Annotated in this window: 23 protein-coding genes; 6 read left to right on the plus strand and 17 right to left on the minus strand. The window is 37.2% G+C overall.

The annotated features are described in order from the left end of the window. Window positions 1–81 precede the first annotated feature (81 nt). The 6 genes from ACQ7EO_RS11800 to ACQ7EO_RS11825 all read left to right on the plus strand — a co-directional run bounded on the left by ACQ7EO_RS11800 (window position 82) and on the right by ACQ7EO_RS11825 (window position 7,108). A complete protein-coding gene (locus ACQ7EO_RS11800) occupies window positions 82–744 on the plus strand; it encodes an AzlC family ABC transporter permease (protein WP_434277383.1) in 663 nt (220 codons plus the stop codon). 1 nt (window position 745) lies between these two features. Further along, window positions 746–1,081, plus strand: coding sequence for an AzlD domain-containing protein (locus ACQ7EO_RS11805; protein WP_034610229.1), 336 nt, complete (start codon window positions 746–748; stop codon window positions 1,079–1,081). A gap of 1,086 nt (window positions 1,082–2,167) precedes the next feature. Continuing rightward, window positions 2,168–2,704: a fimbrial protein gene (locus tag ACQ7EO_RS11810; RefSeq protein ID WP_004821263.1), complete on the plus strand. Its 537-nt coding sequence runs from the start codon at window positions 2,168–2,170 to the stop codon at window positions 2,702–2,704. Between the two features lie 87 nt (window positions 2,705–2,791). After that, window positions 2,792–3,496: a fimbrial biogenesis chaperone gene (locus ACQ7EO_RS11815; RefSeq protein WP_434277386.1), complete on the plus strand. Its 705-nt coding sequence runs from the start codon at window positions 2,792–2,794 to the stop codon at window positions 3,494–3,496. 24 nt (window positions 3,497–3,520) lie between these two features. Then, on the plus strand, window positions 3,521–6,025 hold the full coding sequence (locus tag ACQ7EO_RS11820; RefSeq protein ID WP_434277387.1) for a fimbria/pilus outer membrane usher protein: 2,505 nt from the start codon (window positions 3,521–3,523) through the stop codon (window positions 6,023–6,025). A 15-nt stretch (window positions 6,026–6,040) separates the two neighbouring features. Then, a complete protein-coding gene (locus ACQ7EO_RS11825; protein ID WP_434277389.1) occupies window positions 6,041–7,108 on the plus strand; it encodes a fimbrial protein in 1,068 nt (355 codons plus the stop codon). A gap of 142 nt (window positions 7,109–7,250) precedes the next feature. Here ACQ7EO_RS11825 and ACQ7EO_RS11830 read toward each other — a convergent pair whose 3' ends face one another. From ACQ7EO_RS11830 to ACQ7EO_RS11910, 17 genes are all read right to left on the minus strand, one after another. After that, on the minus strand, window positions 7,251–7,616 hold the full coding sequence (locus ACQ7EO_RS11830) for a lipopolysaccharide assembly protein LapA domain-containing protein (protein WP_004821255.1): 366 nt from the start codon (window positions 7,614–7,616) through the stop codon (window positions 7,251–7,253). A gap of 21 nt (window positions 7,617–7,637) precedes the next feature. Further along, window positions 7,638–7,940 (minus strand): integration host factor subunit beta, encoded by a 303-nt coding sequence (locus ACQ7EO_RS11835; RefSeq protein WP_004720793.1) that lies wholly within the window; start codon window positions 7,938–7,940, stop codon window positions 7,638–7,640. 159 nt (window positions 7,941–8,099) lie between these two features. Further along, complete coding sequence (gene rpsA / locus ACQ7EO_RS11840; RefSeq protein ID WP_004821252.1) at window positions 8,100–9,782, minus strand: 30S ribosomal protein S1; 1,683 nt, start codon at window positions 9,780–9,782, stop codon at window positions 8,100–8,102. A gap of 118 nt (window positions 9,783–9,900) precedes the next feature. Further along, window positions 9,901–10,590 (minus strand): (d)CMP kinase, encoded by a 690-nt coding sequence (gene cmk, locus ACQ7EO_RS11845; RefSeq protein ID WP_004821249.1) that lies wholly within the window; start codon window positions 10,588–10,590, stop codon window positions 9,901–9,903. 11 nt (window positions 10,591–10,601) lie between these two features. Beyond that, window positions 10,602–11,036: an SRPBCC family protein gene (locus ACQ7EO_RS11850; protein ID WP_434277390.1), complete on the minus strand. Its 435-nt coding sequence runs from the start codon at window positions 11,034–11,036 to the stop codon at window positions 10,602–10,604. 85 nt (window positions 11,037–11,121) lie between these two features. Then, on the minus strand, window positions 11,122–11,646 hold the full coding sequence (tadA, locus tag ACQ7EO_RS11855; RefSeq protein WP_034610219.1) for a tRNA adenosine(34) deaminase TadA: 525 nt from the start codon (window positions 11,644–11,646) through the stop codon (window positions 11,122–11,124). 6 nt (window positions 11,647–11,652) lie between these two features. Continuing rightward, a complete protein-coding gene (locus ACQ7EO_RS11860) occupies window positions 11,653–12,774 on the minus strand; it encodes an enoyl-CoA hydratase/isomerase family protein (protein ID WP_034610216.1) in 1,122 nt (373 codons plus the stop codon). After that, on the minus strand, window positions 12,771–13,484 hold the full coding sequence (gene ung, locus ACQ7EO_RS11865; protein WP_004821244.1) for a uracil-DNA glycosylase: 714 nt from the start codon (window positions 13,482–13,484) through the stop codon (window positions 12,771–12,773). Before ung ends, ACQ7EO_RS11860 begins: the two co-directional genes overlap by 4 nt. 74 nt (window positions 13,485–13,558) lie before the next feature. Next, a complete protein-coding gene (locus ACQ7EO_RS11870; RefSeq protein ID WP_004821241.1) occupies window positions 13,559–14,155 on the minus strand; it encodes a 6-pyruvoyl trahydropterin synthase family protein in 597 nt (198 codons plus the stop codon). 232 nt (window positions 14,156–14,387) lie between these two features. After that, window positions 14,388–15,344: a type II secretion system minor pseudopilin GspK gene (gspK, locus tag ACQ7EO_RS11875; RefSeq protein WP_004821240.1), complete on the minus strand. Its 957-nt coding sequence runs from the start codon at window positions 15,342–15,344 to the stop codon at window positions 14,388–14,390. Window positions 15,345–15,391: 47 nt separating this feature from the next. Further along, complete coding sequence (gene gspJ, locus ACQ7EO_RS11880) at window positions 15,392–16,048, minus strand: type II secretion system minor pseudopilin GspJ (protein ID WP_004821238.1); 657 nt, start codon at window positions 16,046–16,048, stop codon at window positions 15,392–15,394. Continuing rightward, window positions 16,048–16,431, minus strand: coding sequence for a type II secretion system minor pseudopilin GspI (gspI, locus tag ACQ7EO_RS11885; RefSeq protein WP_004821236.1), 384 nt, complete (start codon window positions 16,429–16,431; stop codon window positions 16,048–16,050). Before gspI ends, gspJ begins: the two co-directional genes overlap by 1 nt. Then, the gene (locus ACQ7EO_RS11890; RefSeq protein WP_034610211.1) at window positions 16,418–16,984 is read right to left on the minus strand and encodes a prepilin-type N-terminal cleavage/methylation domain-containing protein; all 567 of its coding nucleotides are present in this window, start codon (window positions 16,982–16,984) and stop codon (window positions 16,418–16,420) included. The genes gspI and ACQ7EO_RS11890 overlap by 14 nt, the downstream gene beginning before the upstream one ends. Before the next feature lie 5 nt (window positions 16,985–16,989). Continuing rightward, complete coding sequence (locus tag ACQ7EO_RS11895; protein WP_004821232.1) at window positions 16,990–17,604, minus strand: TetR/AcrR family transcriptional regulator; 615 nt, start codon at window positions 17,602–17,604, stop codon at window positions 16,990–16,992. An 87-nt stretch (window positions 17,605–17,691) separates the two neighbouring features. Further along, on the minus strand, window positions 17,692–18,465 hold the full coding sequence (locus ACQ7EO_RS11900) for a TatD family hydrolase (RefSeq protein WP_434277391.1): 774 nt from the start codon (window positions 18,463–18,465) through the stop codon (window positions 17,692–17,694). A gap of 27 nt (window positions 18,466–18,492) precedes the next feature. Continuing rightward, entirely contained in the window at window positions 18,493–18,834 is a 342-nt protein-coding gene (locus ACQ7EO_RS11905; RefSeq protein ID WP_004821228.1) for a PilZ domain-containing protein, read from the minus strand. 26 nt (window positions 18,835–18,860) lie between these two features. After that, entirely contained in the window at window positions 18,861–19,841 is a 981-nt protein-coding gene (locus ACQ7EO_RS11910; RefSeq protein ID WP_004821226.1) for a DNA polymerase III, delta' subunit, read from the minus strand. Window positions 19,842–19,903: the final 62 nt, after the last annotated feature.

Genomic DNA, 19,903 nt, shown 5'->3' on the forward strand with positions numbered 1-19,903 from the left:
AACAACAATAATAAAACTATTATAACAAATGATCGTTCATTTTATCGAACGATCTTATTACCCCAAGCAAGGCTCATCTCAATGAAGTATAAAGAAATAAAAAATTTACCCAAGCCCCTGATAAAATCAATCGTGATTCTCTGTATCGCAACCGCACTGATCGGGATTTCATTAGGTACGCTTGCAGTCAATTATCAACTGCCGATCTGGATACCTTTACTGCTTTCAATCTGTGTCTTGGCTGGTGCTGCCGAGTTTACTTTCATTGGCATGATTGCTGCTGGAAGCAGTCCAATTACAGCTGCGATTGTCGGATTGCTGATTAATTTACGACATCTGCCTTTTGGTTTAGCAATTACCCATTTTATAAAAAAAAATAAATTAAAATATTTTGCTACACATATTATGAATGATGAAAGTGTTTTATTTGGTTTAAGCCAATCTTCAAATGAGCTAAAACTGAGTGCTTATTGGCTGTGCGGAGTCGGAATTTTATTTGCTTGGCCGATAGGCGTTTTAAGCGGTTATGTATTGGGAAGTCATTTAGCTTATGCAAAATTACTGGGTATCGATACGATTTTTCCTGTCGTACTGTTTGCACTTACCTTTAAAGCATTAAAAAGAAAATCTGCTCGAAAATCGGCAATGACTGGTGCAGTCATCAGCCTCGCTACTTTTCCATTTCTACCCTTAGGGATTCCGATACTTATGTCATTATTTGGCTTGCTTGTAGGAAGAAAATAACGTGCATCAACAATTTATCATTTTAATCGGGATCATGCTGCTGGCGATGGGGACTTATCTGATCCGATATGCAGGACTTTCACTCGGCCAATATTTTACGATCACTCAACAACGTGAGCAACTTTTTAATGATGCCGCAACAACTTTACTGTTTTCTATTGCGATTCTCAGCACTTTTTTTGAAGGTGCGGATTGGGCAGACTTAGGCAAAATCATGGGGGTATTGGTAGGCTTATTTCTGATTTGGAAAAACCACTCACTTATCACGACGATCGTAATAGCAATGCTGGTCACCACAATATTCCGCTTTGCTGAATTTTTCTGGTTAGCCCAATAGAATTGTTAAAGCGTACAAAAAGCGTTTTACAACAATCAAAGCGCTTTTTTTTTAACAGCACAATGCAAGTGACTACGCATGCTTAATTATTGATTAAATATACTGTTTTAATCTCTATGCTTATTTTTTATGGATACTTAATCAATCAATCTTAAAGCGCTTAAAATTCATTTTATATTTGATCATTGTGAAGCACGTCACTCACTCCAACAAATAAAAAAATCAAAACACAGTCTTCTATTTATCATTCTTTATGCTTACAACAGATAAATTCTTTTTCATATATTTAAAAACCTATAAAAACTTAAAACAATATTAAATTAAAATTATATTTTTCTCATTCATTGCATCCATGTTTACACTAAAGTTTTTATTTTTAATAAATCTATCTGCGCTATTTCTAAATATATTCTTTATAACTAAACAAACATTACATCATAACTAAACAATCAACCTTTTTGATAAATCAAAAAAGTAATCATATTAAGTGAAGCAAAGTCGCATTAAAAACACCTTCTGTTTTTAAAAGCAATCTAGGATGAACGCGATTTTATGCTGATTTAAGCATTTAAAAATAATTTACAAATAAGCTAAATGAATATTAGAGAAAATCCTTTAAATTCAATCTTATAAAATTTTTTGATGAAAATGATCAATTACAATGCAGCGTATTAAAATAAAATCCAATATTTAATTAACCATGATAATAAATTATTTTAGAAAATCTTAAAAACATACTCACGCTTAATATAAGCAGATCAAAATAATTTGCTATAATATGACGTTATTCACAAAAAGTGACATTTTTTGTCACTTTTTGGTAAACAAAACCAAATTTTCCTTTAATTAAATAAACATGTTAATTATAAATATACTATTGTATTTAAATAATAAAAAACAAATCTAAAACAAATAATATTATATTGTGCTTATAAGATAAAAATAATGTGATATTTGTCTCTTTTTTTCATTGTTTTTATTTAGGAAAAATTTATAGTAGCCCTTATTGTTTAGCTCCTAAACACTTCCCCTTTATTAGGAAAGTACCAGTAAAGGGCAAATCAACGCAGTATTGAGAGAAATTCTATGAAAAATATTCAATTGGGTTTAGCGATCATTGGCTTAGGTTTAGCATCTTCAACAGTTTTTGCGGCTGCTGATGGTACAGTAACAGTTACAGGTAAAATCGTTGATCAAACCTGTACAGTTGGTGGTACTGCTGGTAACTACACTGTTGTTTTACCGACTGTAGGTAAATCAACTTTAGCAACAGCGGCGACAACAAATGGCGACACTAAATTTACGATTAATTTAACAGCATGCCCTGTAGGTAATGTGGGTGTTTATTATGACAACACCAATGCAAATATTAATACTGCAGGTCGTCTAAACAACACCGTAACCACTGGCGGTGCAACAAACGTAAATATTCAATTATTAAACTCTGCAAAAGCAGTGATTGACCTAACTAAAGATCGTACAGGTCAAAACATTGTGACTTCAAATGTTGCAACTGCAAACGGTTCTGCAAATCTTGATTTTTATGCACGTTACTATGCAACAGGTGCAACAACTGCTGGTGATGTAAGCACGACTGCAACTTACTATGTTGTATATCAATAATTAAACATTTGGGTCTGTAAGTTTTTTAAACAGGTCTGGTTAATTGTCACATTTTAACCAGACTTGCATCTCCCCAAGGGTCTTTCAATGAAAAAACCATTTTTTATTTCTAGCTTGTTAATGCTCAGTATTTTGATCACATCCGCGCATGCTGGTATTGTGATTACAGGTACCCGTGTAATTTACCCAAGTGATAAAGAATTTGTATCTGTGCAATTAACCAATGTAGGTGATCAAATTGCATTGGTACAATCATGGGTGGACAGTAAAGACATTATTGCAGATCCAACCACAACCCAAGCCCCATTTATTGTTACCCCTCCAATAACGACGATTGAAGCAGCGAAAGGACAATCTTTACGTGTCATTTTCAATCAAAAACAAAAGCTTGCTACTGATCGAGAAACATTATTTTGGCTTAACGTGCTTGATATCCCTGCCAAGCCCACAGCTGAAGCAAATTATTTACAATTTGCGATACGTAATCGCTTAAAACTATTTTACCGACCAACTGGCATCAAAATGGAACAGCAACAAGCGTTTCAAAAAGTTGAAGTACAGCGTGTAAACAGCCAACTACAAATCAATAATCCAACACCTTATTACTTAAATTTTGGTAAATCGAATCTGGTTTTAAAAAATGGTACGCCAAGCGAAATTAAAAATCTAAGCTTTATAGAACCGTTTTCAAAACAACAAATTGATGTCGAAAATTTATCAGACGCTAAGTCCGTACAGCTTTATTTAATCAATGACTACGGCAGTTTATCGACAATAGAGAAACAGTTTTAATCTAAATTATTGGGAGAATTGTGCTTGAAACATTTCACACTTAGGTATAGTGTTTTGGCGCTAAGTCTATATCTATGCAATCAAAATGTTATAGCGCAAGCACCACAATTCGATAATAGTTTTTTATACGGCCAAAATTCTAAAACAATTGATCTTGAAAAGTTTGTTTCAAGCGATAAAGTCGCGCCAAATGATTACATCCTCGATATTTACCTAAATGATCGTTATATCACCCGCTCTATTGTGCATATTTCAGATGATCCCGAATCACCCGAAAAGCAACGTTATTGTATTCCACGCAGTACTGTTAAGCAGCTTGATTTCAATCATAAGCTTATCGATTTAGATAAAGTCACTGGTGACTGTATCGATACACGCTTAATGAATCATGTCGTGTTCTGGAAGCTGAATATAGCGGAACAACGAGTGGATGTTTCAAGCCCTCAATCGATGTTAAATGAACGACCATTTGGCTATATAGATCCATCACTTTGGGAAACTGGTGGAAATAGCGCTTTTCTCAAATATTACTACAATTACTATAATTCAGATTATGGTCAGGACAACAAACAAGATTCTAGCTTTCTGAATATTAATTCTGGTATCAATATTGATGATTGGCAATTCCGTCATTCTGGTAGTACTAGTATGGGAGACAGCAATCATTCAGGCCAATATACCAGCTATGAAAACAAGCTTATGCGAGTACTACCTAGTTTAAAAACTCAGCTTACTCTTGGTGATTTCTATACCAATACCAAAACCATCAATAGTAATTCGAGTATCGCCATTCGTGGGGTACAACTTGCCAGCGATGACAGAATGCTTCCGGTTTCATTGCAAAGTTACGCACCCACAATTTCAGGTTATGCAAAAAGTAATGCTTTAATACGCGTTCGCCAAAATCAACAAATTATTATGGAACGCACTGTTCCTGCCGGCGCATTTAATATTACAGATCTCCAAACACCTGGGACGGGTGGTACATTAAATGTAGATATTATTGAAGCAAATGGTGAAATCCGCAGTTTTGATTTGCCTTATAATAATTTTATTCAATCTATCCGCGCAAAGCAGTATCGTTATCAAATTGCAGCAGGTACTTTTCGTCAAAATAGCAAATCCTATGATGAGAAGTTAATCAATGCATCTTTTGATTATGGATTAAATGATTTTATCTCAGTGAGCAGTTCAGCGCTGGTCAGTGATCATTATCAATCCTATATTCTAGGAACCGCGTTAAATACCAAACTCGGTGGTATCGCTTTAGAAAGTAATTTTGTTAAAGCAGATATTAACCAATCCAACCAAAATTTAGACAGTTTTTTGCTTACGCTGCGCTATAACCTTGCTCTAAACGGTGCAAAAACAAATATCAGTTTAAACAGTACTGTTTATGGAAATGATCAATATTATTCCTTCGATGAAGCCATGCAGAATCGTTATATTCAAAACAACAGTTCTGCATTAGTACTTAATGGTCGGCCCAAGTCATCAAACTATATTCAACTGAGCCAGAACCTAGGTCATCAGTTTGGTGCTATTTCAGCCAGTTTTTCACAGTATGAATTCTGGCATCAAATCAATACACAAAAATTTTATCAAATTAGCTATAGCAATAGTTATAAAGGCATCAGTTACTATGTGGGTATGCAACATACTCAAAATGATCAATACAAGTTAGATAAAGACACTCAATACTTTGTGAATGTGAATATTCCTCTATCGTTTAAAAAGAAAAATAGTAATTTACGCCTAAGTAGTGAAGTCTATCCAGATAATAATGCACTCAATACCAATCAAGTCGGCATATTTGGAAATTTAGGTGAAAATCAGCAGTTCGGCTATAACTTCAATTATTCAAATAGTAAAGATAAAGATCTCTTCAGCAGTTCTTTGAGTTATCGAACCAATCCGGTTTATTTAGCATCGACTTATGCAACCGACTTTGACCAACAACGTCAATACTCTTTACAAGCACAAGGTGCAATTGTTGCACATCAACACGGCATTACCTTAGCCAATGATTTAAATGATACTTTTGCAATTATTCATGCCAAAGGTTTAGAGGGAACCAGCCTCTCCAATGGAAATAATATTAAAATTGATCGCTGGGGCAATGCGATTATTCCCTATCTAAATCCTTACCAATACAATAGTATCAACTTAAACCCAAATACAATTCCATTAAATACCGATGTTGATGCAACCCAATTACAAGTTGTACCTAAATCGAACGCAAGTATTTTAGTGGATTTTAAAGCGTTAAAAACCACAAAAGCCTTAATTGAACTTAAACACGCAAATGAGGTGCTCATTCCAATGGGTGCTCAAGTGAAAGATGCTTTGGGTAATGCAGTGACTACAGTAGGACAAGGTCAGCAAATTTTTATGCAAAATATAAATCCTGGACACTATAGCGTCTCTTGGAGTAATACTGATTCTTGTCAATTCGATATTTCAAAAGAAATATTGGAACAAAGTAAAACTCAGATCCCTTTTGCAAGCTTTAGCCTAAATTGCAAATAAGCACGGAGTAATTTTATGCTGAAATATAAATTGTTATTTATGTTATCTACACTCCCTGCAAGTTTTGCAGTATTTGCAGATTGCAGTGTAGGCAGCAATTTCACCAGCGGCTATAGCATGCCGACGATGAATGCCAGTACCATGAATATCAATAAATATGAAGGGACATCAGTACAGTCCAATGTATATTCCCGTGAAGTTGCTTCAGCAAATTTTGATATTTTCCGTGTCTACACCGGATGTACTGTTGGCACAAATAGAACCATTTTGGGTAATGTTTTTGCCACCAATGTGACGGCCTATGATGCCAATATTTCGCGTTTAAATGCTTACCCAGCTTTAGGGATTAAAGTTGAAATGGGCGATGCACCAGCGAGTGGTACATTAAAAACACTAAATACCACTGAATTAGCAATTTATAGTTATAGTGGTGATACCCATGGTGTAAAGATGAGGGTGACATTATATGTTTTACCTAGAACATCAACAATGACCTCATATCCCACAACGATCAATGTTTCGAATCTAAGAATAGCAACCATCAGTTTAAGACGTGTTAGTGATAATGTTCTTATTCCTGCAAATACACAAATTCCCGTATATTTAAATGCAACAGTCAATATCTCTGAATCCACATGCTCACTGAGTCAAAGTAGCTACACCATTGCACTGCCTGATGTTAGTGTACGAAACTTGGGTTTAGTCGGAAATGAGACCGCATTAAGCTCAAGCAATACAGCAACCCTCAGTATAAATTGTGCAAATTTAAATGATGGCGCAGGTCGTGAAATAAAGGCTTATACCACGGATGCCTTAAATCAATCCAATGCAACAAATATATTAGAGAATCAAGTCGGTGCAGGTTATGCGACTGGTGTAGGTATTCGTTTACGTGATAAAAATAATGCGATAATTAGTCTAGATCCAAACCAATCAAAGAGCACCAACAAATGGACCTTTGGTAATTTAAGCACTGCTCAGCTGATTCAACATGTGATTAAAGCCAATTACGTAAGAACAGCAAATACGGTGACACCTGGTCTGGTCAGATCTCAAGCTTATTTAAATATCGTATATGATTAAAAAATAGCGAATTTATATTCTTTTATTTGTTTGATGATATTGAACAAAGTTTTTGATGTTGAATAATCGACACAGTCAAAAAAATCAGTACCAACAAAAAAGCGCTTTACACTGATGGTAAAGCGCTTTTTTATCATAATGATTAAAGCGTATTGATATTCTTATTTTCTGGTTGAATATCTAATACTGTCTTTTCATGACGAGCACTTGCGGCAGCTTCAGCAGCGGCCAATTGTGCTGTCTGTATTTGTTCTTTTCGGAGATGATCAATATCTTTACGAAGACGCTTAACTTCCCATGCGTTTTGGAATACACGGAAAACCTGTACACCAAGCAACAATCCAAGAACAATCCCAAGCACTAAAGTTAATAGTAGCAATAACCCTAAACGCATTGCTGGTACTTGAGTAAACAATAAATCTACAGGTAGTTCAGCTGGATTCTGCAAGACTAATGCTAAAGCATAACCAAAGACTACCAGTAGTAATGCAACTAAGAAATAGCGCATACTCACCTCATTCGAATTTTATTAATTAGCAGATTCGTTTACTGCATCACGGAGTGCTTTACCAGGTTTAAAGTGAGGTACAGCTTTTGCTGCAACTTCTACTGATTTACCTGTTTTAGGATTACGACCCACACGTGGCTCACGGTGATGTAAAGCAAAACTACCAAACCCACGAATTTCAATACGGTCATCTGAAGATAATGATGCAATCATTTGATCGATCATAATCTTAACTGCTTCTTCGACTAATGGCTCTGCTAAATGCGGATTTTTAAGAGCAATTCTTTCTATTAAGTCAGACTTATTAAGTGCTTCAGTTGTCATTTAAGACCTCATTAATTTTAATGCTAATTGATATACACCAGATAATATCCTTTTTAAATACAAAAAGGTAGCGCAGTAATCATATACTACGCTACCTTTTACACTATTTGAATAAAAAATATTAATTAATTACATTAAATAATACTTCTTAACAATCACTTAGTGGTTCATCTGTGCTTTGATCAAATCACCAATTGTCTTAGGACCATTGTCTTGACCAGTAGGCGCAGTTGTAGTTTTCAAGTTTGCTACAGCTTCTTTCTCTTCAGCTTCGTCTTTCGCTTTAATCGACAAGTTGATAGAACGTGATTTACGATCTACATTGATGATTTTAGCTTCAACTTCTTGACCAACTTCTAAGAATTTAGTTGCATCTTCAACGCGATCGCGGTTGATTTCAGATGCTTTCAAAGAAGCTTCAACTTCGTCAGCTAACTTAATTGTTGCGCCTTTAGCATCAACAGCAGTTACTGTACCTTTAACCAACGCACCGCGTTCGTTAGCAGCTAAGAAGTCATTGAACGGATCGCTGTTCATTTGCTTGATACCAAGACTGATACGGTTGCCTTCAGCATCTACAGACAAGATAACTGCTTCAACTGTATCACCTTTCTTGTAACGACGAATAGCGTCTTCGCCTTGTTCGTTCCAAGAAATATCAGACAAGTGAACTAGACCATCGATACCGCCAGGTAAACCGATGAAGATACCGAAGTCAGTGATAGACTTGATCGTACCAGAAACTTTTTCACCTTTGTCGTGTGACTTAGAGAACTCTTCCCATGGGTTCGCACGAGTTTGCTTGATACCCAATGAAATACGACGACGTTCTTCATCAACTTCAAGAACCATAACATCAACTTCATCACCAATCTGAACAACTTTAGATGGGTGGATGTTTTTGTTAGTGTGATCCATTTCTGAAACGTGTACTAAGCCTTCAACGCCTTCAGCGATTTCAGCAAAACAACCGTAGTCAGTTAAGTTTGTAACACGTGCTTTAACGATAGAACCTTTAGGATAACGGTTCATGATCGCTAACCATGGATCTTCGCCTAATTGCTTAAGACCTAAAGATACACGATTACGTTCTTTGTCAAACTTAAGTACTTTAACAGTAACTTCTTGACCCACTTCAACAACTTCTGAAGGGTGTTTGATGCGTTTCCAAGCCATATCTGTGATATGTAGAAGACCATCAATACCGCCAAGGTCAACGAATGCACCGTAATCAGTAAGATTTTTGATCGTACCAGTAACTGTTTGGCCTTCTTCCAATTGAGAAAGAAGCGCTTCACGGTCAGCTGAAGATTCAGCTTCCATTACAGCACGACGAGATACAACAACGTTGTTACGTTTAGCATCAAGTTTGATTACTTTGAATTCTAACTCTTTGCCTTCAAGGTGAGTTGTATCACGAATAGGGCGAGTATCTACCAATGAACCTGGTAAGAATGCACGAACTGGACCGATGTCAACAGTGAAACCGCCTTTAACCTTACCAGAAATAACACCAGTAACGATTTCGCCGTCTTCAAAGATTTTTTCAAGTTTAGTCCAAGTTTCAGCACGTTTCGCTTTTTCACGTGATAAAACTGTTTGACCCATACCGTTGTCAAGCGCTTCAACAACAACATCAACTTCATCGCCAACTTGAACTTCAAGTTCGCGTTGTTCGTTTAAGAATTCTGAACGTGCAACAACACCTTCAGATTTAAGGCCAGTGTCAACAGTAACCCAGTCAGAGTCGATGCTAACAACGATACCTTTAATAACGGCACCTTTGTCGATATTGAGAGTTGATTCGCTTTCTTCAAAGAGGGCTGCAAAAGATTCGGTCATGATATACCTAGTAAAGTCAACGGTCTTGGATCAGACAAGGCCGGTTTAGTTAAGCCATCCACATAGTCCGTATAAACTGATCAAGCTATGCTTTGGCTAATATTTGGTTAAATATTCTTTATTTAGCTAAATGTAACTCGACATAATCAGTCATCAGTTTAAACACTTCATCGATGTTCATTTCTGAGCTATCAATGATATAAGCGTCTTCTGCTGGCTTGAGTGGAGCGACTGTGCGTTCCATATCTCTTTTATCTCGAGCTTGTATATTTGCTAAAATGTCGCTTATTTTAACATCCAGCCCCATTCCCTGCAACTGTTTTACACGACGCTCTGCACGGGACTCAGCTGAGGCAGTGAGATAAATCTTCGCTTGTGCTTGTGGAAAAATAGAAGTACCCATATCACGCCCATCGGCAACCAAGCCAGGCAACTGGGCAAAAGCATGTTGTCGATCTACCAATGCCGCTCTAAGCGCTGGAATTGCTGCGACTTTTGAAGCAAATTCACCAACGCGTTCAGTACGAATCGTTTGTGAGACATCTTCACCATCCAACAAAATCATGATTCCGTTGTCAGCACTCTTAAATACGATATCTAAATTTGTTGCAATCGTCACACTTTGTTGCAATACAGATTCAGTGTCTAATGCGTCCAACAATTCTTTTTGATGCAATGACAATCCAAGCAAACGATACAGCGCACCAGAGTCTAATAAATGGAATTGATAGTGATGCGCAAGTTTTGCTGCAAGTGTTCCTTTACCAGAACCACTTGGCCCATCGATTGTGATAATTTGAATTGTCATTGAATTTCCAATTAAGCTACAGACTTAGCAAGTTTCTTAAATCCAAGTGTAATCGCAAGTTTAAGCTGTGCAAGTATTAATTTACTCACAAATGGTGCACGTGCTTGTAATTCGATCGTATAGTCAACACGGGTTTTGTTTTCAGCAAGCGCTGTAAACTCAATAATTCCAATATGATGTTTAATCAATGGATTGTTAATTAACTTATATTCGATACGTTTATTGACTTCCAGATGCGTAATTTGCTCTTGAATCGGCTTGATCGGACCAAATCCCATACGACGGATAGAACCCAATCCATCTGGACGTTCAGGATCAGCAGCATCTTTTACCCGTACAACTTGAATGGGAGCAAAAGCCACATTATAGGTTGAATGTTTTGATAACAAGTCAAAGACCTGATCGATTGGTGCATTAAACTCTTGTTTTACTTGAATAGAATTCATTGTTATACCCTTTTAAACTTTAACTATATTTTTAAACCCTTATTTTGACAATTTTCATTGTCACTAAAATCTTGTGTATTCTAGATCATTTTAATGAGTCATTTAAGGTCTTTTGTTGTAACTTTAATTGTTTTTTTTGCTCACGGCGCATTTTAAAAAAATCAGACAGTTGGCTTGAGCACTGCGTTTGTAAACAACCACCTTCAAACTGAAATATATGATTGTAATAGCCAATCTCTAACAGTTGACGACTACTGATGAGTGAACCCGCTTTAGGTTCGGTCGCACCAAAAACCACACGTTTGATTCTTGCATGAATTAATGCACCGACACACATGGTACAAGGTTCAAGTGTGACGTATAACGTTGCATCTTCTGGTAGGCGATAATTTTCAATCTTTTGACACGCATTGCGCAGTGCCTGAATTTCCGCATGGGCTGTTGGATCATGCTGAGCAATCGGTTGATTATAACCTTCACCGATGACTTGCCCCTGACTTACAATCACAGCTCCTACTGGAATTTCACCGATAGATGCAGCAAATGCAGCTTGCTCTAAAGCCAGCTGCATCCATTGTTGATCTATGTAGTGTTGAGTTTCTTCAGTCATACGACCTTAAATAATACCGTACTGACTTAGCAGCGTATTCCAACTATCAATTGTTGTTACAGGTGGGTTTTTCGCAAGGATTCCACGCAATGTTCGCGACTCAACCTGTTCCCACTCTGGTGATAAATCTTTATCTACCAAACGTGCGCGTACACCTTCAACAAAATCAGGATGACGAATTTTCCAATCAGAAATTTGTTTTTCTAACTCAAAAACCTCAGACCACGGATGAACTTGACGTCCCCACTGCCATAACAACCAAGTAATCGCAGCAGTACTTGGTGAACCTTTTTGTAGATTCTCACTGGCTTGACGCAACCAATCACTACGCGCATCACTTAGACCAATAATCGCTTCATAATCATGTTCAAAGTTCACACCACGACAAACACTATGAATCACATCCAAAGAGTTTTGCAATGGTCCAGGTGAAACAGGACGATGTAAACTATTTAAGGTGTCATCTAAAGCACGGAAATCGCCAGCAGGATAATGATCCCAATCGATATCAATCAGTTTCTGTAAAACCACATCACGTTGTGCATCACAAATATGGGTTGCCCAACCAATCCCATAACCACCCGCTGCAGTCATGATCGATCCAGTTAAACCCGTAAATAAACCTATCGGACCACGATCTGCTAAGAAACGTGTAGCACCCACATCTGGATATAGACCGATATTCACTTCAGGCATAGCAAGACGTGAATACGGTGTAACTAAACGGAAAGGCGCTGCCATGAATAAGCCTAAACCACCACCCATGACATAACCTTCACCCCAAACCACTACAGGTTTAGCATAATTATGCAACAGTAAATCTAAAGCATATTCCGTTTCAAAAAACTTATTGGCTGTTTCAACTTCATTGTTGATCACCAATTGACGCAGTTTACGAACGTCACCGCCTGCACAAAAAGCTTTAGGCGTGGTTGAATCTAACCAAATTGCCTTAACTGAGTCATCATGATGAAAATCCTCAAACAGCTTCAATAATGCCGCAACGATAGATTCATCAAGTGCATGAAGCGACTTAGGACGATTTAAGCGAATAATTCGCCATCCCTTTTTCGCTTCTTCGATAATCAGATCTGGGTGATAATTATTTATTTCGGGAGAGTTTGTCATGCGTCCAGCTGCCAGTCGATTGGCTCAATGCCATATTGTTTCAGATAATTATTTGTTTTTGAAAAAACCTTACAACCAAAAAAGCCACCACGATTTGCTGCCAATGGAGATGGGTGCGCAGCTTTTAATACCAGATGCTTCGTTTGGTCTATACGTTGTCCTTTTTTCTGAGCATATGCGCCCCAAAGTATAAATACAATGTGCTCTCTATGCTCATTCAACACATCAATCACATGATCTGTAAAATTTTCCCAACCGCGTTTTTGATGTGATGTCGGTTGCCCAGCTTCCACTGTCAACACACTATTTAAAAGCAATACACCTTGTTGAGCCCATTTGGTGAGATCACCATGACGGGATACAGGTACAGCTAAATCTGTATTTAATTCATGAAAGATATTACGTAAAGACGGAGGCAATGCAACGCCTTTTTGTACGGAAAAACTCAACCCATGCGCTTGATCAGGACCATGATAAGGATCTTGTCCTAAGATGACCACTTTTACATGATTCAATGGCGTTGTGTCTAATGCATTGAAAATAAGTGAGCTCGGTGGGTAAATGGTTTTATTTGCATTTTTTTCAGCAACTAAAAAAGATCGCAAATCATCCATTTGCTGACTCAAAAGAAACTCAGCTAAACCTTCTTTCCAACTTTGATCTAACCGAACTTGATTTAATTTTGTTTGTTCGAGTTCAGATAATTGCATCAACTTTCATCCTAAATTTCATTTTCCTAAAAATTTATTTGTCCTAAAGATGGATTTCACTCAAAAATCATTATTTAAATTTTAACCTGTAAATCCACTTCAGGGTTTTGAAACGGAATACCCTGTTTCAATTTTTCATACATTTCTGGGTCAGACCATTCAGATGTGACCTGCTCAGAAAAAATAATTTTATCCAGACTCAACAGTCCCATCTGAGCATTTTCAATATCTTCTTGAAAACTTTGCGCATAACCTGTATCGGTTTCATGCACAATCACAGAATAGACTTCAACATCCCCTTCCCCATTTTGGGTAATGGTTGATTTTAAAATCTGTTGCGCGAGAAAAAAGAATATCCGTGAAAACTGTTCAGCCGAAGGAGAAACTGGCAAAGCCACCCAACGAGCACTAAAAGTTTTACACGCCTGAATATATTCAGGGTTATCTTCTTGCCAAAAACAGATCGCATGGTCAAAACTGTCGAAAATTTCTTTGATTACACCTTTAAGCAAGCCAAAGTCATATACCATTTGACCATGATCAAGTTTTGAAGCTTTAAGTAGTAATTCAACTTTATAGCTGTGCCCGTGTATAGACCGTTTGCAACGATCTGACGTGCAATTCCGCACAATATGTGCATTTTCAAACTTAAATAACTTACGAATTAACATGAGCCAAATTTTATAAACAAATCGGTAAAGAATCTCGATTATAAAGCAAAACTCGAACCCTGAGCATTAATTTTCACGTTGATTGCAATTAGCCAAAAGGATGATCTGCTTTTTTAGGCCTATTTAGCTTATCGAATCATGTTTACTCAATCAACCAACCTTTTAACTACCTTTTAACTATCTTTTATAGTTATTTAAAATCATATAGTTAAAAAAATATTCACTAAAATTTTCAAAATGGTGCAAGGCTACGCGAATAAACATAAACTTGTGATTTATCATTACGCATAAAGCGTGTAGTAAATTGACGCTTGCGATTGCTTAAAGATACTTCGATCTTGGCTTTAAAATAACTGGATGTTACTCCAAAAATCTTGTCTGCCTCGGTTTTGCTTGCAGCTTCCAAGCTGTCAAATGGTGCGATTTTCATTAGCTCGCCCACATTGGCAAAATGCTCAAGTTTTTCTTGTCGCGCTTTTAAAGCTGTTTGTACGCTATTTACGTCTAGTTTCTCATCCATGGCTGCCAAAACCATTGCAGGTGCAGTATTGACATTAATTTTTGTTGCAATATCAGGCAGTGCCGATATATAAGGTGCAATTAAATCATACTTCTTTTCTTCAAAACCACGTACTTGTTTAAGTTCTTCAACACTGGAAAATTTTCGATTTGCAGCCAAATATGGTTTAGGCAAACCTTGGTAATAACTTGTTTCAGCACCGTATGAACCTATGGTTTCATTGTCTGGATCTTGCCAATCAATCACGGCTTGAACAGCATCAGCAGGTAAACCGACACGAACCAAAAGCTTAGAAAAATATTTCTGTGCCGCGTCGTTGGGCTTACCTTCATTGGTTAATAAACTGTTTAAATTGAATTTACCGGACTCATCTTCCAACACACCTGTGACATATCCATCTTCAACCGGAAATGCTGGCATCGGTTTTGCCCATGTTTCTTGTAAGTAATCTGCCTCTTTGCTGTTTTCACTGTCTTGTACCAATATCTCAGAATAAAATGCTTCCGCACTCTTTGCATAAAAAAGTGCTTGGCTTTGCCGTTTTAAAAACCCTGTACTTTCATTGGTGTAATTTTGACGTTTAGCAATCGTCGCAGCAATGATGGTTGCCAAAGCGACCATCACTAAAATCGTAATTAATGCGATACCTTTTTGCTGCTTTAATTGCATGAATGATTTACCTAAATTTATTGATCCGCATCGACCACAATACTGATTTAATTATCTGCGCCGTTATTGATCAGATAGTCAGAATTGAGCAAACTAAAAATCCATTCATATTCTATATCACGAATCGTGACTTTAATTTTAATCCCACGCGGTAATTGCCTATCATTTTTAATCATATCATTTGGCCAACGATCTAATTCTGTTGGATTTAAAACATCAATACGATACTGATCAACATCTGCCAATAACACACTCGACAAGGGCTGTTCTGAATTATTTCGATTTAAATTTGAATATTTTAACCGATAAAGTTTTTTCTCTTGCGCATTGTAAACATATTCAATTCGTTCATAGGGTGACAACCCCTGTTTAAGCGGGTCGGTTACACCTGTTTTACTGAAAGAAAGTTTTTGATTATCTAAACCTAAAGCAGGTTCAATTTCCTCACCACTTCTTGCAGAAATAGGAACAATCTGTAAGGTATCACGCTGAATCTGTTGATACGCACCTTGTAATTGACCTAAATTTTCCTCATGTATGACATTACGATCTTTAACTTTAATCAGGTAGTCAAATATTTTCCAGCCCAATGCTGACAAAACAGCAAAGATTGCTATGGCCACCAAAAGTTCAATTAAGGTAAAGCCTGTGCTTTTCTGTGCATACACAGTTTGATTTTTTTTATGCTTGATTAGATTCATCATTATTTTTCTTTGATCGGATAATTAAAGAACACCATATTGGTAATCCCTGCTTCTACTTTACCCGTATCAGGATTAAAAAGGCTCACTTGCACATCTATTTTTTGTACATTTGGACTCAGTGTAGATTCTGCTTTTTTATCTACCTGCCAAGTTTCACCTTGTGTGGTGACTTGTTTGGATGACGTTCCTGACAGCCATTCACGATTAATCATCATCATTGAGATTTCATTCTGTGCAACAAACTGAGCCTTGGTTCGTAAAATCGCATTGGCTGTCGACTGCGTATATTGCATCGCGACTTTGGTCAAAGCCATTGCTGCGACTGCAAAAATCGCCAAAGCCACAACCACCTCAATTAAAGTAAAGCCTTTATTTTTCTTCATCTACTTTACCCAAATAATCAACTCGAATTACCCCACCCACTGGCTTTTGCTGATAATACATTTGAATTGTGACAGGTTTGACTTCACCATTTCCAAACCAAATCAATTTAGGTGCATTATTTCCCAAGAGTTCTGAGTTATTTGCATTTTGGAATTGATGATCTTCCGTTTCAATAGAAAATGAAACGTATTCTGGCAACGCTCTTTTAGGAAAGTCCGTCACTTCTTTCCATGGTTTATTGTCAACCACTCGAATACGTTGCTCAGCGTCTTCTTTGACTGGAATATACTCAATAACACCATACTGTGCAGCTGCAACATCCGTAGCATTGTGTAAATCAAGTGCATAAATACGCGCTTGATCATTGGCTTCACGATTAATCTGCTTTAAATCGAGCAATAACATCTCACGTGCTTGCATAGCTTTACGCTGATCTACGCCATCAATATTTAAAATGATCAATGAGGCAATAATACTGATGATGACGATCACCACCATCACCTCAATTAAGGTAAAACCTCGTATTTTTTGAGATGATCGTAGATTTTTCATTGCAGCTAAGCCACCTGTTCTGAGGCTTGTGGATGTTTTGGCACAGCCAATGCCTGATCAATCAATGCGACACGTAAGGTATCTCGACAACCTAAATAACGCTGATAGAAGCTGGAATTCAGTATCGCTGCTCCACCATGCGTAATTGACCAAATCGAAGCCAAATAATCACGTACTGACATCAAACTTTGAATCGATTCTAGATAGCTTTCTGTCATGCGAATAATGATACGTAAACGTTGTTTACGTACTTGATAGAGTTCGCTAAATAAATGATGGATGCCTTGTCCAGTGGTGGATAATCGCTCTTCGATCTGATGGAATAACACTGCACGTTCAGGATGGTGTAAATGGTGCAACATAAAAAAAGCCAAATGCTCAGGAAATGCTTTTTCAGTATCACGTACCATTTCAAGTAACATACGTTCATTACGAATGATGAGCAGTATATACAACTCATCCTTACTCTGAAAATGCTTATAAAGTGTTCCCTTGGCTAGATCTAATTCTGCAGCTAGGGCATCCAATGTCATCCCTGCTTCACCATTTTCTAAAAGCAGTTGTTCAGCAACCTGAAAAATCAATGCTTCTCTTGCTCTAAACTGAGCCTGTCGATCCATCTTCACCCGATAAACTCTCTTGTTAATTCTATCCGTTAATAAATTGACGCACTTCTATTGATTGCTTTTTAAATCAGTGCTTTTCAATCACTTTTGTTGAAGCAGATTTTCAAAATTTTGTGTGGTAATGAAAGCAATCTCTTCAAGCGTTTTATCATATACATCACTCAGCGCTTTGGCTACATAAGGAACGTATTTTGGTTCATTCGGTTTGCCACGATAAGGCATCGGTGCCAAATAAGGACTATCCGTTTCAATCAACAAGCGATCTAAAGGCACTTGCTTAGCAACATCTCTTAAATCTTGCGCATTTTTAAATGAAACAATTCCAGAGAAGGAAATATAGTAGCCACAATCTAAAACGGCCTTTGCAGTCTCCCAATCTTCTGTAAAACAATGCAAAATACCATGTGTTGATTTTTCAGCCCGAATAATATCTACGGTTTCATACTTTGCTGAACGGGTATGCACAACTACAGGTTTTTTAAGCTGTTGCGATGCATGAATATGTCGTGCAAAACAGGCTTTTTGTTCAGCAATAAATTCAGTACTATGAAAATAATCTAAGCCTGTTTCACCCAAGGCCCAAACTTTTTCAGCTTGCGCCAGTTCAACCAGTTTTTCAACACTTGCACGTTGCATCACAGCTGGATCTTCACATGGGTGTACACCGACACTATAGCCCACATCTGAATGTCTTGCGGCAATTTCTGCAAGTGCGATATGGTCATCCAAATCTACAGAAATCCCCATAAACTTGGACACACCAGCATCTCTTGCTTGTTGTAATGCGGCATCGAGATCCCCAGCATAAGGTTCAAGATTTAACATGGTTAAATGGCAATGCGTATCAACAAACACAGAAATTCCTAAATATTGAAAATTGGCTTACATTGTAAAGCTAGGACGGTCCAAAGACATACTGCCTGCGAGTAATTTTTCTGCTTCCATTTTGTAATAGATGCCTTTTTCACCAGTAAGTTGAATTGCAAAACCTTGTGGCTTAATTCCATTTTGCTTTTGCGAAATCCAAATCACTTTCCCTGTTAAAGGAACTTTCTGTGATTGATCTGGCAAACCAGCCAGTACAAACACTTCATCGCCCATTTTTACAGGATTCTTTGATGGCACAAATAAGCCACCGCCTAAAATATAAGGCATATAACTGGCTTGTAAAGTTGCACGATCATTGATGTTGACTTGAATCAAACCGCCCATACGTGGTTGCATGATTATTCCCCCTGAATATTCAAATTTTATGTCACATTCATTAACTGAATCGACAATTGATCAATAATTAGATTTGTTTGTACATTTTGATCAACTTTTAGCTTCGATTGTTGTAAATCTTCATAAATAGAGAACAAACTTTGCAATTGATACTGCGCAGCAAGCTCATCTAATTGCAAATCTGAATTCTTTACAACTTGATTCAGCTTGACACAAATTATATCTGACAACAAGTATTCAAACATTTGTAAAAAATCATAAAAGCTCAGTTCTTTATTCCATTTTGAAGCAAACTGTAAAGGCATGCTTTTTTGACTGACCAATTTTTGCCAATCTTGTAAAAACTCCCCACGTCGGTTTAACCAATCCAGCTCAGCGAGCGCCAATGCTTGCAATGGCATATTATTGGATAAATTCATCAACAAGTTAATTTTAGAATGCATTTCAGCGGGTAAATGTTGTTGCAAATATTGTTCTGAAAGCGTGGGGCTAATACGATCCATGGCAAAGTGCTGTAATCGACTACGAATCGTTGCTGGGAGCTTTAGATAATGTTCCGCAAGTAAAATAATCTGTACCCGATCACCTGGCTCTTCTAGCGTTTTTAATAATGCATTTGCAGAAGCAATGTTTAAAGCTTCTGCAGGTTCAATCACAATAACGCGCCAACCATCTACTGTTTGCTGCACAAATGGTAGTAAATCACGGATCTTCTCGATCTTAATTTTCGCGTTTTGCTTCTTATTCTCTTCATCGGTCGTGATATTAACATAGTTAGGATGGGTATCCGATTTGAGCCACTGGCAACTTGCGCACTCGCCACAAGCACCTTGTGGTGTTTTATTTAAACACAAAACCCATGATAAAAAATGTTGGGTAAATGCATGTTTACCACAGCCTTTTTTACCATAGAACAATAAACCATGTCCTAATTTTGGAAAGCGACCAGTTAAGGTTTCCCATGTTTGTTGCTGCCAAGGATAAACCTGAGAATTAGAAGCATCCATGAATCAAAAACCTAAATACAAGTGTGGTAAAAACAAGTGACGCAATATAAATAACGCAAATA

This window comes from Acinetobacter sp. CE-15 (assembly GCF_051059255.1).
In the GTDB taxonomy this organism is placed as follows: Bacteria; Pseudomonadota; Gammaproteobacteria; order Pseudomonadales; family Moraxellaceae; genus Acinetobacter; species Acinetobacter guillouiae.